Consider the following 15530-nt stretch of genomic DNA (forward strand, 5'->3'; position numbering starts at 1 on the left):
ACGTTCATTGGGCGGATGTCTCCCAGCCAAGGGCGCGCGTCGCCGCCTCGACGGTCAGAATGTTGCAGCCGCGTTCACGGGCATAACCCACCAGATGCTCGAACGTCGCCGGCGTGCAGCCGTATGGGGTCGGCGTTTCGGTAACGTCATGGGTGAAGAAGATGAGCCATCCCGGGTTCTTCACGGCATCGTCTATCCAGGCCGTCAGCCCGCGGGCATGGTCCTCCGGTTGGCGGATCTCTACCGACTGCAGCATCAAGGGGTCGACCGGACCGCGATTGATGGCCTCGCCTGCGCCACGACAGGTCTGGTAACGCCGGGCAAGTTCGCGGCGGGCGAGCGGCCAAGCGGCATTGTAGGGAAAGGCAAAATTGCTGGCCGGGCGGGTAATGCCGGCATCGCTGAGATAGTCGGCATTTCTCTCGAGGTCCGCTGAAAGCGACTTGCCGTAGGAGCGGACTCGGCGGTGGGTGAAGGTATGGCCGCCGATCTCATGGCCGCGCCGGAAGAGTTCAAGGCAACCGCTACGGCTGATCAGCTTGCGGTCCGGCTCGATGCGCCCTTCAAGGCCTCCGGCGATATAGAACGTGCCCGATGCGTCGTATTTTTCTAGGATGGCCGCGCCATTGGTCAAAGCGGTCTCCGGTACGTCGTCGAAGGTGAAGGAGACAATCGGCACGTCGGTTGCGACGGTACGCGTCCGTGGAGCCATCTTCCAGATAAGCCGATTGCTCACCCGGTCGATCAGTCCCTCCATTGCCTTGAATGCGTCAGCCATGCCCCCCTCTTCCTCTTCCCGACGGCCTCTCCTCGATATGAACGGCATTGGCTTCGTAGCGGATACCAAAGAGCGCCATGCAAAACAGGAACCAGCCGACAATGTAGCCGGAAGAGCTTTCGTAAAAGAGACTTTCGAGGCAGGTGGTGAATATCATGTAAAGCCAGATGCGCAGGAAAAGCCGCCCGCTGTGGGTCATCCTTCCTTGAGCGGTGATTTTCGAAAAACTCCGCAGCGGCACGGCGAAAAACCAGATCAGCGACAGCAACAGGGCGGGGATCCCACCGATGAGCAGGATTTCCACGTAGGAGTTGTGTGCATGCGACGCCGTGACTGCCCAGGTAGCGACCCCCTGACCGCCGTAAACAAGCTCTTGTGTGCGCCAGAAGGACTTCAGGCCGAAACCCGTCATCGGGAATTCCGATATCGCATTGGTCGCCAGCTGCCAGATATCGGAACGGTTGGTGAAGGTGGCATCCACGCCGAAGCTTGTCACCAACTCCCTTAGGCCAGGTGAGGTCGCAGCGCCGACGGCAAGCAGGTTGAAGGCGGCGACGCCGCCGATCGAAAGCGGGATGCGAAGGAACCGAAATTTCTCGAACAGCCAGGAGAGCAGGATAATTGCCGGCAGCATGGCGGACGCGGTTTTGCCACCGGTATGCATCAGGAACCAGGTCGCGCTTGCGAAGATGGCGACGCCCACGAGCCTCGACCAGACCTGCATGACAAATATACCGCAGAAGGCAAACAGCACCATGGCGGCGGCGGCGTTGTTCTTGTGCGGGAAATAACCGCGCCAGAGGCCGGCATGCATGGGTTCGGCAACCTCGGCTGCCGAGTGGATGGACAGGTGGGGCAGGGAAAAGATGCCATAATAGCAGAGGCCGATACTGGCGAGCGTTCCGACCGCCAGCAGTTTGGCGAAATGTGTCTCGGAACGCGGCAGCAGCACGCTCGCATTGGCGCCGATGACGACAAGTGAGGTGAGAACCAGCGCCTTGAAACTGTTGGCGCCGTGGTTCGATAGAAGGGAAACGAACAGCAGCCAGAGAAAGATCGTCAGCATCAGCCAGCGAGGCTGCAGGAAGGTGCCGCGCATGGAGGTCGCCATGCTGCACAAAACTGCGCCGAACGGCAGGAAGATGAAAAGGATCTGGTTCAGCCGGCTGGACTTGTCGGTTGCGATACTCGCCGATGAGGGTAATGTCAGATCGTAAAAGGGATCGATCGATATCGCAAAGAACAGGAACAGGCCGAGGAACAGCAGGGATCCGATCAGGGGGCGGTGATCGATATCGGCGTGGCCTGTCGCGACGGCTGAAGGGTTGCGCATGCTCAACGCCTCAGGAATATCTCTGCGTGTAAGCGAAGCGCTGGCGAACATCGCTGAGATGTCGTGCGAGCCCCAGCAAAAGGGCCAATCCGGTGCCGAGCATGAAGCCGCCGGCAGCGCCGCCTATAAGCAGGATGATCGTGCGGGGGGGCCAGCTCTTCGTCTTGGGCGGCACGGGCGGCGAGATCACACGGACATTGCTGGTATCGATTTGCTGGCGTTCGGTGATCTGATGTGTGCGGCCGAGATAGGTTTCGTAGACTGCCGCCTTGGCGCGCGCATCCCGTTCCAGTTCCCGCAGACGTATCTGCGCATCGTTGTTGGTGAAAACGGTGGAACGTTCAGCGTCGGCCTTGCCGCGGAGCTGGTTCAGCGTCGCACGCGCCTGGTCCACGTCGGTCTTGGCCGTCTCGAGGATGCGGCTCGCTTCATCGGTTATGGCTTTGTCTATCGCTGCCTTTTCCGATTGCAGTGAGACCAGGCGGGGATGACGCGAGCCGTAGGTGAGGGTCAGCGAGCCGATCTGCTGCTGCAACGTATTGTAGCTCGTCCTCAGCGTCTGCATTCCGGGAGAATCAAAGACGGTCGCGGTCGCCGTCCGCCGGTCGGCAACGGCCGAACGCATCTGATTGTAGCGAGCTTCGGCCTGGATCAGCCGCTGCTGCGCATCAAGGACCTGCGTGTCGAGGGCGCTGGAAATGCGGCTGCTTGCAAGCTCGCCGGTATTGGATTCCTGGATATTGTTGTCACGCTTGAACTGCGCGACCTTTTCCTCGGCGTCCGTCACCTGGGCGCGCAGTTCGTCGAGGCGGCTGGTGAGCGTGGCGGCAACGCGGCCGGCGCTGTCGGCTGATGATTCGAAAAGCTCGGTTTCGAAGGCGCGGACGATCGCCTCGGAGAGCCTGATCGATTTTTCCGGATCCTCGGACCACACGGAAAGCGTCACCACGAAGGACCGTTCCTCGCGGGCGGCTTTTACCCGCTCGCCGAGCTCCATTAGCACGCCGAGCTCCTTGTCGCTTGCGGGGCGGTTTGGGGAGATCAGACGGAGCAGCGGCTCCAGCGCGCTGGGCTTGGTGAATTCCGGATCTTCCGTCAGGTTCATGTCCGCGACGACCTGTTTCAGCACATTGCGGGACGTCAGCACGCGCAGCTTGCTTTCCACCTCCAGCAGTTGGGAATCCCGTTGCGGGCTTGAAGCGAACACGTCGTCGGTGACGACGTTGAGGTTTTGCGGGTCGATGATGATGTCGGTATAGACGGTGTAGCGCGGCGTGGCGGTCGCGGAATAGAGAAAGGCTGCGATCACGCCGAGGACGACGAAGAAGATGATCCAGGGCAGCCCTTTGCGCAGCCAGGAGAGGACGTCGCCGGCGCCGATCTCCGACAGGCTGCGGATTTGCGCTTCGACGACCCCGTTGAGAGAGGAAGGGTAGGTCGTCGCCGGTTCCGGCGCAGGACGCGGGGCGGGCTGCGGCTGCCGGCTCTGACGACGCCAATAATCGTCGCTTTCGCCCGCATGGCTATCGTTATCGTCCTGGTAGGGCTCCTGGAAGCGGTCGTCGTCCAGCCGATCAAGAAGCGAGCCGCGATAGGGCATGCCGCCCCGCTGGCCGGCAGGCGCGGACGATGACGCCGGGCGTCGGTTCTCGGGCTCCCTCGGCCGGTACATGCACACCTCCAGCCATGCGGCGGAAGCATCGAACCCGCCGCATTTCGCCAATATTAGGCTTCATCACTAGGTCAGTACGGTGAATATCGCGTTAATCTCTCATTACGCGAAGTCCGTGAGGAGACGGCTCCAGCTTTCGGAAGCAAGGCCGCCGACAAAGATATCGTTTCCGGTTGCCGCCTCGCGGATGTCCTTATGCCGCGTCACCATGCAGAAATAGCCGCGGTGCCGGAAGCTCATCTGCCTCTGTCGCATCAACGCGTTCATCAGGAAAGGTTGCGCCATACCATGGGCCGCGGAATAGCCGGAGGCCGAAAGGTCCGCAAACATATGCCCGACCACTTCGAATTCGTGTCCTTCCCGGCAGAGGATATTGAGGACGTGCGCCGTTCTGCCCGGTTTGCCGAAAAACAGGTAGCAGCCGATCGTCGTGCCTTTGGTATTAAGGACACGTTTGCAGCGGAGCCGGCCGAGCGAAATGTTCGAAGCGGCCGTATCCATCAGCCACAGAAGATCGTCACGCGACCAGTCGGGGCGGATCGCAAAGCACTCTGTCATCGTTGCGGCGCATGTGACGAAATCATCGAAATCCGCTTCGATCGAGGTTCCGCCGACAGGTTCCCGAGGCGTGAACGTGCCAAAAAAATGCCGCGCGAGGAAGTCCGCCGGTTTGAGCGATGTCGAAAGCGGAAGATGACTGCCGGCCGGCAGTTTTCTCCTTAATCGATCGAAACCCGCCTGAAACGGTCGGAAGGTGCGGCGCCACTCGAGGCTTTGAACGGGAAGCATGAAACCGCCGCCGGTCGTCCAGTGATCGGCGCTGACGGGGGAGGCATTGTCGGAAAAACACAGGTCCGGTTGCGAGAGGCGGATCGTGCGCGCCAGTCTTGCCGCACCGGCAAGACCGGTCTTTCCGTCCGCCATGAAGGCACAGAGAAGACGCGCGGTAATTCGCCTGCCGTAAACAAAAAAGGGCATCGGAAGCGCCAGCAATGCGCTGTCGATCCGGCCCTGGTGATCCTGATGGACGATGCTGCCGTGCTCCGGTGCGTAGCCCGGACATTTCAGGAAAACGCGGTCTAGATAATCCACCAGGTCTTGTTGCGGCGCCTCGTCCTTGTTCCGGAATGCCTTGTTGAAGAGCCGGCCGACGGCTTGAAGGTCGGCAGCTTCCATCGGACGCACGCCATGTGTGGCGTTGCGGGTGAGGAAGACGGCAGGAGCCTCCACGGCCGGATGGCTGTACGGCAGGTTCATTCGGCAGGCTCGCTCACGGCAAAACTCGTCTGCCTGCTCCTCGTCACCACGCTCAGATAAACAGCCCAGGCGGCGGCCGCCATCGCTGCCTCGATCACGTAATAGGATACGAAGGTGCCGAGCGGCGGGGCATACCAGGTCGCCCATGCAGCGATGCCTGCACCAACCAGGCTGCCGGTTCCCAGGACGGAAGCGCGCGCGCCCTGATGGCCGGCTGCGCCAAGTGCTTCAAGCGCAATCGCCCAGCAGGCGACCGGCACCACGACCCAGCAGAGGACGCGGACGAAACCTACGAGCGAGACATATTCATGACCGAAAAGAAAGGGCAGCAGCGGCGCGAATACATAGACCGTCGCGCCTGCTGCAACACTGATTGTGAATGCGACGGCGAAGATCTTCGATACCCGTTCGGCCGCATGATGAAGCCCGGCCTGGCTCGCTCTTGCGGTACCCGGGTAAACGATGCGGTTCAGCGCATCGACGGAGAGGTAGCTGCTTTCGATGATGCGACGCGCAACGCTGTAGCTCGAAACGATCTCGGCCGTGGTGACCAGGCTCAGGACCAGCAGGTCGGCATTCTGACGTGCCGCCTTGAGAATGAAGGGGATGCTGAAGAAGAGGCCGAGCCGGAGCTCCTCGCGGACAAGTCCCCATCGGGGTCGGCCGAGGCGGCGAAGCGCCTGGACGCAGAAAGCCAGCATGAGGAGATGCGCCGCGAACTGCCAGATGATCCAGCCCGAGAGCGTCGATACGCCGAAGATGAGGCAGGCGAGCACGGCTGCGGCAGTGCGGATCAGCGCGAAACCCATGACCACCTTGTTCGCTGAGCCGAAATCGGAAAAGGCGATGAAGACCTGTTCGGCGAACAGGATGCAACGGACGAGCAGAATGTTCGTCACCAGCATGAGGGTGATCTCGACGACGTTTACCACCGGATCGGCAGATACGTCGAAGAAGAAGGGCAGCGCCACGGCGCCGATCAGGATGAGTGCAAGGCCGCTCGCCGCAATCAGGATCAGGTTATGCCCGAGCATGCGAGGATAGATGGCATGGTCGCGGGCGACACGGCGCACCAGGCATTCGGTGGCGCCGAGGCCGCAGAGATGAACCGCGATCGCCGAGACCGCTGTGATTGCCACAAACAAGCTGAATTCGTGGACGCCGAGGAAGCGGGCCAGGATGGCAAAGGTCAGGAGCTGGGCGAAGGAACTGACGATCAGACTGCCGCCCGAGGCGGCATAGGACAAGAACATCGGCAGGAAACCGCGAAGGCGTGCCATCTTCTGGATTAATCCGGGCGCCGTCATGCTTTACTTCCTGCCGCCTTGGCAATGTGATCGGCACCGGCTGCGTCTCGGGCCGTAAACTTCCGCAGCCAGAGTTGTGTCGAAAGAATGCCGACAAAGGCGGCATTGTCGCGGAAACCTGAAACCGTCTGTGTCCGGCACTTCTGATGCAATTTGGCGACCGCCCGCGCATTGAACAGTCCCGTCTCCGCGACTGCCTGTTCGCCGAGCATCTCGCCGACATAGGCTTGCTCGTCGTTGCCGGCGAAGGAACGGCCGTCTGGCGCTCGATATGGCTGTTTGGGCCTCTTGGTGATCACATCCGGCAGCAGGTCCTTTGCCACCCGCCGGAGGATATGTTTCTCCTCGAGACCCTTGAGCTTCATGCTTGGATTGAGCCGGGCCGCAAATTCGACCAGGCGGTGGTCGAGGAATGGGAACCGGCCTTCGACGCCATGTGCCATCGCAACCCGATCTCCCTGGCTGGAAAGGATGTAGCCCGGCAGCAGGAAACGGCCTTCGAGATATTGCGCCTGATGCAGCGGATGCCAGCGGCGGAAGTTGTCGGGCAGGCGAGAGGCAAGCTCTTCGGCGGCGTCATAGGTGCCGAGAGTGGCGCGCAAATCGTCGGAATAGAAGATCTTCGCCGCGGCCGTGGAGCGGAAACGCGGCCGGTGCGAGAAGAGCGGGTCGCCGGCAACGTCGTTCGAGGCGCCGAAGAATGCCGCGAGGTAATCCGACGATTGCTGCTTCAAGCCGGGCAAATAAGGGTAGAGCTTGCGGAAGAGATGCGGCCTGATTTTCGAACCCGGCTGGCGGGCGCAGAAGCGCCGCACGCGCGCCTCCCGAAAGATATCGTAACCGGCAAAGATCTCGTCTGCCCCTTCGCCGGTCAGCACGACCTTCATGCCGGCGTCCCGCACGAGGCCGGAGAGGCGGTAGAGCGGGGCAGGCGCGGTGCGCAGAACCGGCCGCTCCGTAAAGTTGATCACATCCGGAAAGCTCGCCGCGATATCGGCCGAGCCGCTTGCGACTGCACGATGGTGCGTCCCGAGCGCGCGGGCAACTTCCATCTGGAAGGCGCTTTCGTCATGCTCGGCGTCGTCGAAGGTCACCGAGAAGGTGTTCAATCCATTCGGCGCCATCGGCGCCGCCAGGGCGGTGATCAGCGAGGAATCGAGGCCGCCGGAAAGATAGGCGCCGACCGGTACGTCGGCACGCATGCGAAGCCGCGTCGCATCGGCAAGGAGTGCCCTCAGCTCTTGTTCCATCGCGCCCTGGTCCGCCTCGGCCCGGTCGTCGGCATCGGGAAAGTCAAGCGACCAGTAGGGCCTGACGTCGATGCGTCCGCCTTCGGCGGTCAGCAGATGTCCTGGCTCGAGTTCACGGATATCCTTGAAGGCCGTCCGCGGCGGGATCGGCGCCCAGAGCGTGAAGATCTGGTCGAGCGCAAAGGGATCGAGTTCCGCCTCGATGCCCGGCACCTGGAGCAGGGCCTTCACTTCGGAACCGAAGTAGAGCGCGCCTTTGTGCCGGGTATAAAAGAGCGGCCGCACGCCCATCCGGTCGCGGGCAAGCATCAGCCGCCGGTCACGCGCATCCCATATGGCGAAGGCGAAGTCGCCGTTGAGGCGCGAAAGGCAGTCCTTGCCATGGAGCGCATAAAGCTGAAGCAGCACTTCCGTGTCACTGCCGGTGCGAAAGACGATACCGCGAGCCTTCAGGTCGTCGCGCAGTTCCACATAGTTGAAGATCTCGCCGTTGAAGACGATGGTGAATCGGCCGTCGACACTCGTCATCGGCTGCTGGCCGTCGGCGAGCCCGATGATCGACAGGCGCACATGGGCAAGCCCGACGCCCGGCGCGGCGAACACGCCTTGTCCGTCCGGTCCGCGATGGGCAATCGCGGCCGCCATGGACGACAGGAGAGCTTCCGGATCACCGGAGCCACATGCTTCACCAAGGAAGCCAGCAAAACCGCACATCTGTTTCCGTCATGAACAGGACCTTGAACGCCGGTCATAGACGAAAATGCTTGAGGCTCTCCTTAAGCAGTCGATAAAAATTTAGATATGTCCAAAAGAGGTTCAGGTCGGCTGCATGCCGAGGACGACCGTCGGCCAGAGTTCCGACACCGTGGGATGGATAGGGACCGCCCAGCGCAACGTATCGAAAGTGGCGCCGGCATTCATCATGTCGAGTATGCCATGAATGGATTCGTCGCCGCCGGTGCCGAGGATGGCGGCTCCCAGGATACGCCTCGTGTCGGCGTCCGCCACGATCTTCATCAGGCCCTGGGTCTCGCCCTTTTCGACCGCGCGGCCAACCTGCGTCATCGGCCGGTGCCCGACGAGAACCTTCTTTCCTGCCTTGCGGGCTTCCGTTTCGCTCATGCCGACGCGGCCAAGCGGGGGATCGATGTAAAGCGCGTACCCGAGCAGCCGGTCGGAGACTTTGCGGTCTTCTCCGTCAAAGAGGTTCGCAGCAACGATCTCGAAATCGTTGTAGGCCGTATGCGTGAAGGCGCCGCGGCCGTTGCAGTCGCCCATCGCCCAGATACCCTCGACACTGGTTGCCAGACGGTCATCGACCTTGATATAGTCCTTGCCGTCGGTTTCCACTCCTGCCTTGTCCAGATCAAGGTCGTCTGTGTTCGGCCGCCGGCCGACGGCGAGCAGGATATCGGTGCCGATCACTTCCGGTTCGCCCTCTGCGCAGTCCACCCCGACTGCGATGCCGTCCCCGTGCTTGCGGAAGCGGATGCATTCGGCGTTGGTGCGGATCTTGACTCCTTCGGCTTCCAGAATGCCGCGGATGGCTTCGGAAATCTCTTCGTCCTCGCGACCTACGAGCCGCGGCCCCTTCTCGACGACCGTGACCTCCGCGCCGAAGCGACGATACATCTGCGCGAATTCCAGACCGATATAGCTGCCGCCGACGACGACCAGATGGCCCGGCACCCGCTCGAGCATGACAATGTCGCTGTTGGTCATGAACGGCACTTCGCCGATGCCCGGAAAATCCGGGATCGCGGCGCGTCCGCCGACATTGATGAAGATCTGCGGCGCGGTCAGCAGTTCGTCTCCGACCCGCACCGTGTTCTTGTCTTCGAAACGGGCATGGCCGCGGATCAGGGTGCAGTTCGGCATGCCTTCCAGCCAGCTCTCGTTGCCGTGGCGGGAATCGAGCGTCACCTGGTGCGAACGGCGCATCACCGTCGGCATGTCGATCTTCACGGAGCTCTCGAGCACGACGCCGTATTCGCTGCCGCGGCGGGCGAGATGGGCGGCATAGGCGCTGGCGACGAGCGTCTTGGTCGGCTTGCAGCCGGTGTTGACGCAGGTCCCGCCCACATGCTTCCGCTCGATGATGGCGACGCGTTTGCCGGCATCGTTGAAACGCCCGGCAAGCGAGGGGCCGGCCTGTCCAGCGCCGATGATGATCGCGTCGAAAGCCGTCATGCGGCGACCGGAATCGGCAGGGACGCAACGATCAGATAGGCCCCGATGATAGCGACGGCGTCCTCGATCAAGGCTGCAGGCAGGTCCTTTCCGAAGCCCGCGGCGAGTTTGGCGCGGACGGCTGCGCCGCCGTAAGTTCCAATTGCTGCGCCGACGACGCCGGCGATCAGGCAGACGATCCAACCGCCATAGGGTGTGCCGATGGCGGCTCCGGTCAGGGCACCCATCAGGAGCCGGGCGCCGAACTGTTGCGGAACCTTGCGGCTCGGCGTCGAGGGCAGCTGGTCGGTCACGAGTTCCACGACTGCGAGAATGGTGAAGATGCCGACGGCCCAGACTGAGCCCATGAAGGCGAGCCAGGAACCGGAAAGATTGAGCCAGCCGAGATAAGCGGCCCAGGCGATGGCGGCAGGCGCCGTCATGGCACGAAGGCCGGCGATGATGCCGATGAGAAGCGCAAGCACGTAGACCATGAAGCCCCCTGATGCCGAGACCGGCGCCGATACCCGCTTGCCAGACTGTTCCGGCTCAGGCGGCAGGTCAAGTAAAACTTCCATAAAAGCGAGCATGTCTCCTTTATGCGTCCTACGGCTGCAGTTGAACGTTAGGGCTCATGAAAGGAAGTGATGGAAATCGCTCCACCACGGATTACAATAGCCGTGCCCCTTTTGCGGGGCGGAGAGATGGGAGGACCCGGCCTGTTGAGATATCGCCTTCTTTTGCCGCTGGTCCTCCTGGCGGTGCTTGGGCTTGCCTTGATCTTCAGGGGCAACGATATCGCGGCGCGCGGCTATATGAACGAAGCCGAAACGCAAGCCGCCACGACATTGCGGCTGGCGGTATCGGCATTGGATGGCCACCTGAAGCGTTACGAGGCTCTGCCGGCGCTGATCGCCGATCAGCAGAATGTCGAGGCGCTAATCCTCGACCCAGGAAACGACGCGCTGCGGGCAACGACAAATGCCTATCTCAAGGACGTCAACGCTCTTCTCAAGTCGTCCGATATCTATGTGATGACGATGGACGGCCAGACCGTTGCGGCGAGCAATTACGACACTCCGATCAGCTTCATCGGCGAGAACTTCACCTACCGGCCCTATTTCCAGGACGCGGCGGCTGGGCGGCAATCGCGTTTTTATGCGCTTGGCACGACATCCCTGAAACGCGGCTATTATTTCGGCTCGCCGATCGAGGTCGGCGGCGTGATCCGCGGCGTGATCGTCTTCAAGGTGGATATCGATTCCATCGAAGACAGTTGGCGCGGCGGTGACGACCGGATCTTCGTCTCCGATCCGGAAGGCATCATCTTCATGACCGGCAGTCCGGAATGGCTTTATGCAAGCATTCTGCCGCTGACTCCCGAACGGATCGCACGCACTGAGGCCTCCAGGCGGTATGCGGACGCGAAACTGCGGGAATTGCCGGTGAAGCGCGGCGCATTTGCCGATCGCGATGTCATGGTCATTGCCGACAATCGGGTTGAGAAGGAATATCTCATCGTTTCCCAGCCCATGCCGGATGCGGGCTGGACGGTCAACGTTCTGATGGACACGAGTTCCGTCCGTACCCAGGCGAAAACCGCGACCGTCGCGGCGATCCTGACGCTCTGCCTCGCCGGCCTGGCGCTTGCCGTCCTGATGCAGCGACGCGCACGCCTCAATGAACGCATGCAGCTGCAGGCGGAAGCCCGCAACGAACTGGAGCGACGCGTGGCGGAGCGCACCGCCGATCTTGCCCGCGTCAACAGCCGCATCGAGGAGGAGATCGCCGAGCGGCGGCTCACCGAACAGCGGTTGCGGCAGACGCAGGCCGATCTCATCCAGGCCGGCAAGCTCGCCGGTCTCGGCCAGATGTCGGCCGCCCTTTCCCACGAGTTCAACCAGCCTTTGGCCGCAGCCAAGACCTATGCGGAGACGACGGGTGTGCTCATCGATCTCGGCCGGACGGACGAGGCAAGGGACAATGTCCGTCGCATCTCGGCGCTGATCGACCGCATTGCGTCGATCAGCAAGCACTTGCGCAACTTCGCCCGCAAGCCGAACGAGAAGCTCGGTCCCGTGCTGATCGAGGACGTGATGCGGGATACGCTCGAGATCGTGGCGGCGCGGCTCAAGACGGCCGATGCCGTCCTGGACGTGGAGATCGATCCGATGCTGCCGGCCGTGAAGGCGGGGGCCGTGCGCCTGCAGCAGGTTCTGGTGAACATCATCACCAATGCGGCCGATGCGGTGGAGGGGCTGGAGGACCGGCGTATCACCGTTTCTGCCGAGAAGGAGGGCGACAAGGTGGTCGTGTCGGTACGCGATCGAGGTCCCGGCGTTCCACCGGCCATCCGCGAGCGCATCTTCGATCCGTTTTTTACTACCAAGGGCGTGGGCAAGGGCTTGGGGCTCGGCCTTTCGATCTCCTACAATATCATCAAGGATTTCGGCGGCAGTCTGAGCGTCGGTGAGCATCCCGATGGCGGCGCAGTCTTCAACATCGAGCTCGACGCTGCCGACGGCAATCTTCTGGAGGCAGCCGAGTGAACGGACAAAGGGTGCTGCTGGTCGACGACGAGGAGGAGCTGCGCCGTTCGACCGCACAAGCGCTGGAACTCTTCGGCCTTTCGGTCCAGACATTTTCCCATGCGGATCATGTGCTCGAACTTACGGGTTTCGGCTTCGACGGGGTGGTCGTCAGCGATATCCGTATGCCCGGCATCGACGGCATGACGCTGCTTCACCGCATCCGCGAGCTGGATGCGGAAATCCCGGTGATCCTGGTGACGGGCCACGGCGACGTCCAGCTTGCGGTGAAAGCAATGCGGGAAGGTGCCTACGACTTTCTCGAAAAGCCGTTCACGCCGCAGCATCTCGCGGGCATCATCCGCCGGGCGCTGGATCGGCGCGGTCTGGTGCTCGAAAACCGGCGGCTACGGGCGGTCGCCGGCAAGCGCGATGATGTCGAGGCACGGCTTCCGGGGCGCACCCAAGTCATGGTCGACCTGCGCTATCAGCTCCGCGCGATCGGGGCTGCCGATGCGGATACGCTGATTATCGGCGAGACGGGGGTGGGCAAGGAGGTGGTGGCGAGGGCGCTGCACGATGTCAGCCCGCGTGCCCATAAGCCGTTCATCGCCATCAACTGTGCTGCGCTGCCGGAAAACCTGATCGAAAGCGAGCTGTTCGGTCACGAGGCCGGCGCCTTTCCGGGCGCATTGCGTCCCCGTTACGGCAAGTTCGAGCACGGCCGCGGTGGCACGATCCTGCTCGACGAGATCGGTTCGATGCCGGTCGATCTCCAGGCAAAATTCCTGCGCGTTTTACAGGAGCGGGTGATCACGCGGCTCGGCTCCAACGAAACCGTGCCGTTGGATGTCCGCTTTATCGCCACCAGCAAAGTGGACCTGGAGGCAGAGGTCGCAGCGGGGCGTTTCCGCGCCGATCTTTTCTACCGCCTCAACGTGGCAACCATCCATGTCCCGTCGCTCGCTCAGCGACGAGCCGATATCCCGCTGCTCTTCCTGCAGCTCGTCCGAGAGGCGGCGGCGCGCTACGGCCGGGAGGATCCGAACGTGCCCGCCGATGTGATCTCTGCGATCGCCCAGCGCGACTGGCCGGGCAACGTGCGGGAACTGCGCAATGCCGCGGACCGCCTGGTGCTCGGTCTCGACCCGAGGCCTGGCGAGACCGCCGTGCCGGGACGAGACGGGGCAGGGCGGCTGGCTGACAAGGTCGCGGCTTTCGAGCGAAATATCATTGCCGGCGAGATCGCCGCCCATGGGGGTGCGTTGAGGCCGGTTTATGAATCTCTCGGGATTTCGCGCAAGACGCTTTACGAAAAGATGCAGAAATATGGCCTCGACAAGAAGATCTTGGGCGTGGAACACCTGCTGCAGGACGACCGGGACGGATAACGGCGAATGTAATGGGTGGAAATCCACCCATGCTTTTGGCGCCTTGTGGCCCAATCCACCCATGGTGCAACGCATCAAAGCTAGAAAAAACGATTTAGTACTTTTCAAATGATTGCACCTGCCCAGCGCATTGGCGCAGATTTCCGGCAGGTTGGCGCCGGAGGACTTGAGCGCTGACTGTGCTCTATTTCATCCTGGAGGACCCCGATGAAAACCCTGAACGCCTTTATTGGCGCTACCGCTCTTGCGGCGCTTTCGCTTTTCTCCGCTTCCGCCAATGCCGCCGGTTATCCGGAGCGGCAGATCACCATGGTGGTTCCGTTTGCGGCCGGCGGCCCAACCGACACGGTTGCCCGTCTGGTAGCTGAATCCATGTCGAAGAATCTCGGCCAGCAGATCATCGTCGAAAACGTCGGCGGTGCCGGCGGCACGCTCGGCGCGGGCCGCGTGGCCAGCGCCGACCCGGACGGCTACACGGTTCTGCTCCACCATATCGGCATGGCGACCAGCGCCACCCTCTACCGCAAGCTTTCCTACGACACGCTGAACGCTTTCGACTATGTCGGTCTCGTCACCGAAGTTCCGATGACGCTGCTTGCCCGCAAGGACATGGAAGCGAAGGATCTCAAGGGACTGATCGAATACGCCAAGGCCAATGCGGATAAGGTTACTGTCGCGAATGCCGGCATCGGCGCTGCCTCGCATCTTTGCGGCATGCTCTTCATGAGCGCGATCGAGACGCCCCTTGTCACGGTTCCCTACAAGGGCACCGGTCCGGCCATGACCGATCTTCTCGGCGGACAGGTCGATATCATGTGCGACCAGACGACCAACACCACCAAGCAGATCCAGGGCGGCACAGTAAAGGCCTATGCGGTCACGTCGCCGGAACGCCTCGACGTTCTGAAGGATCTTCCGACTGTCACCGAAGCCGGCTTGCCGGGACTGACGGTGGGTATCTGGCACGGCATCTACACGCCGAAGGGCACCCCTAAGGAAGCGATCGACAAGCTCAGCGCTGCATTGAAGGTCGCGCTGAAGGACCCGAACGTCGCCGCCCGCTTCGCCGAACTCGGCACGGAGCCCTCGTCCGAGAACGATGCCACTCCGGAAGCGCTGAAGGCCAAGCTTGAAGGCGAAATCACCCGTTGGAAGCCGATCATCGAGGCTGCTGGACAATACGCCGACTAAGCTGCACCATCGGCTGAGGCTTTCATTCGGTTCGCGTCTTTCCAATCCCTCTCCTCCACTCCGGAGGGGAGGGATTCTCTAAAGAAAAACGGTGTGAACGGTTTGGTGGCCGGCCCTTCGTCATCCTCGTCCAAGAGGATCCGTTGACCAGGTGATCTTGGCCATCCGCTCTTCGATCCATACGGAGACACCATGAATTCGCTGAAATTCGACACCACCAATCTGATCTGCGGACTGCTGTTCGTCCTGACGGGCATCTACTTCGCCTATCAGGCCTTCGAGCTCGAACTCGGTACGGCATTTCGCATGGGCCCGGGATATTTCCCGTTCATTCTCGCCTGCGCGCTGATGCTGTTCGGAGTCATCATCCTCGTTCAGGCCGCGCGCGTCCATGGTGAGCCGATCGGCCATATCGCCTGGCGCGGGATGCTCTTCATCCTGCCGGCACCGATCTTTTTCGGCCTCACCGTGCGGGGCCTCGGCTTCGTGCCGGCGCTGTTCTTCACGGCATTGATCGCATCGTTTGCATCAGGGCGGATGAAGCCTCTGACGGCGGTTGTTCTCTCCGCCGCCTTGACGGTTTTCGCAGTCGCGGTCTTCATCTACGGCCTCGGCCTCCCGTTCCGCAGTTTCGGCCCCTGGCTCGGTCTTTGA

12 protein-coding genes are annotated in these 15530 nt (G+C 62.0%); 4 read left to right on the forward strand and 8 right to left on the reverse strand.

Features of this window, described 5'->3' with window-relative positions; all coding sequences use genetic code 11:
• Window positions 1–4: 4 nt before the first annotated feature.
• From EDE05_RS08375 to EDE05_RS08410, 8 genes are all read right to left on the reverse strand, one after another.
• On the reverse strand, window positions 5–778 hold the full coding sequence (locus EDE05_RS08375) for a polysaccharide deacetylase family protein (protein ID WP_132409435.1): 774 nt from the start codon (window positions 776–778) through the stop codon (window positions 5–7).
• Window positions 771–2111, reverse strand: coding sequence for an O-antigen ligase (locus EDE05_RS08380; RefSeq protein WP_132409433.1), 1341 nt, complete (start codon window positions 2109–2111; stop codon window positions 771–773). The genes EDE05_RS08375 and EDE05_RS08380 overlap by 8 nt, the downstream gene beginning before the upstream one ends.
• A 10-nt stretch (window positions 2112–2121) precedes the next feature.
• Window positions 2122–3783, reverse strand: coding sequence for a GumC family protein (locus tag EDE05_RS08385; protein WP_245505079.1), 1662 nt, complete (start codon window positions 3781–3783; stop codon window positions 2122–2124).
• Between the two features lie 102 nt (window positions 3784–3885).
• Window positions 3886–5040, reverse strand: a complete 1155-nt coding sequence (locus EDE05_RS08390) for a GNAT family N-acetyltransferase (protein WP_245505078.1) — start codon at window positions 5038–5040, stop codon at window positions 3886–3888.
• Window positions 5037–6347: a lipopolysaccharide biosynthesis protein gene (locus tag EDE05_RS08395; protein WP_245505077.1), complete on the reverse strand. Its 1311-nt coding sequence runs from the start codon at window positions 6345–6347 to the stop codon at window positions 5037–5039. The genes EDE05_RS08390 and EDE05_RS08395 overlap by 4 nt, the downstream gene beginning before the upstream one ends.
• Window positions 6344–8311 carry an asparagine synthase (glutamine-hydrolyzing) gene (gene asnB / locus EDE05_RS08400; protein ID WP_132409431.1) on the reverse strand — a complete coding sequence of 656 codons (1968 nt, stop codon included), beginning with the start codon at window positions 8309–8311 and terminating at the stop codon, window positions 6344–6346. Before asnB ends, EDE05_RS08395 begins: the two co-directional genes overlap by 4 nt.
• 102 nt (window positions 8312–8413) lie before the next feature.
• Window positions 8414–9787: an FAD-containing oxidoreductase gene (locus EDE05_RS08405; RefSeq protein ID WP_132409429.1), complete on the reverse strand. Its 1374-nt coding sequence runs from the start codon at window positions 9785–9787 to the stop codon at window positions 8414–8416.
• Window positions 9784–10260: a DUF4126 family protein gene (locus tag EDE05_RS08410; protein ID WP_105371582.1), complete on the reverse strand. Its 477-nt coding sequence runs from the start codon at window positions 10258–10260 to the stop codon at window positions 9784–9786. The genes EDE05_RS08405 and EDE05_RS08410 overlap by 4 nt, the downstream gene beginning before the upstream one ends.
• Window positions 10261–10470: 210 nt before the next feature.
• Between EDE05_RS08410 and EDE05_RS08415 the strand changes: the two genes are divergently transcribed.
• From EDE05_RS08415 to EDE05_RS08430, 4 genes are all read left to right on the forward strand, one after another.
• Window positions 10471–12315, forward strand: a complete 1845-nt coding sequence (locus tag EDE05_RS08415; protein WP_281033646.1) for a sensor histidine kinase — start codon at window positions 10471–10473, stop codon at window positions 12313–12315.
• The gene (locus EDE05_RS08420) at window positions 12312–13685 is read left to right on the forward strand and encodes a sigma-54 dependent transcriptional regulator (protein ID WP_132409425.1); all 1374 of its coding nucleotides are present in this window, start codon (window positions 12312–12314) and stop codon (window positions 13683–13685) included. Before EDE05_RS08415 ends, EDE05_RS08420 begins: the two co-directional genes overlap by 4 nt.
• 207 nt (window positions 13686–13892) lie before the next feature.
• A complete protein-coding gene (locus tag EDE05_RS08425; RefSeq protein WP_105371444.1) occupies window positions 13893–14876 on the forward strand; it encodes a tripartite tricarboxylate transporter substrate-binding protein in 984 nt (327 codons plus the stop codon).
• Between the two features lie 192 nt (window positions 14877–15068).
• Complete coding sequence (locus EDE05_RS08430) at window positions 15069–15530, forward strand: tripartite tricarboxylate transporter TctB family protein (protein ID WP_105371445.1); 462 nt, start codon at window positions 15069–15071, stop codon at window positions 15528–15530.

It is taken from the genome of Neorhizobium sp. R1-B (assembly GCF_004368875.1).
GTDB lineage: Bacteria > Pseudomonadota > Alphaproteobacteria > Rhizobiales > Rhizobiaceae > Neorhizobium > Neorhizobium huautlense.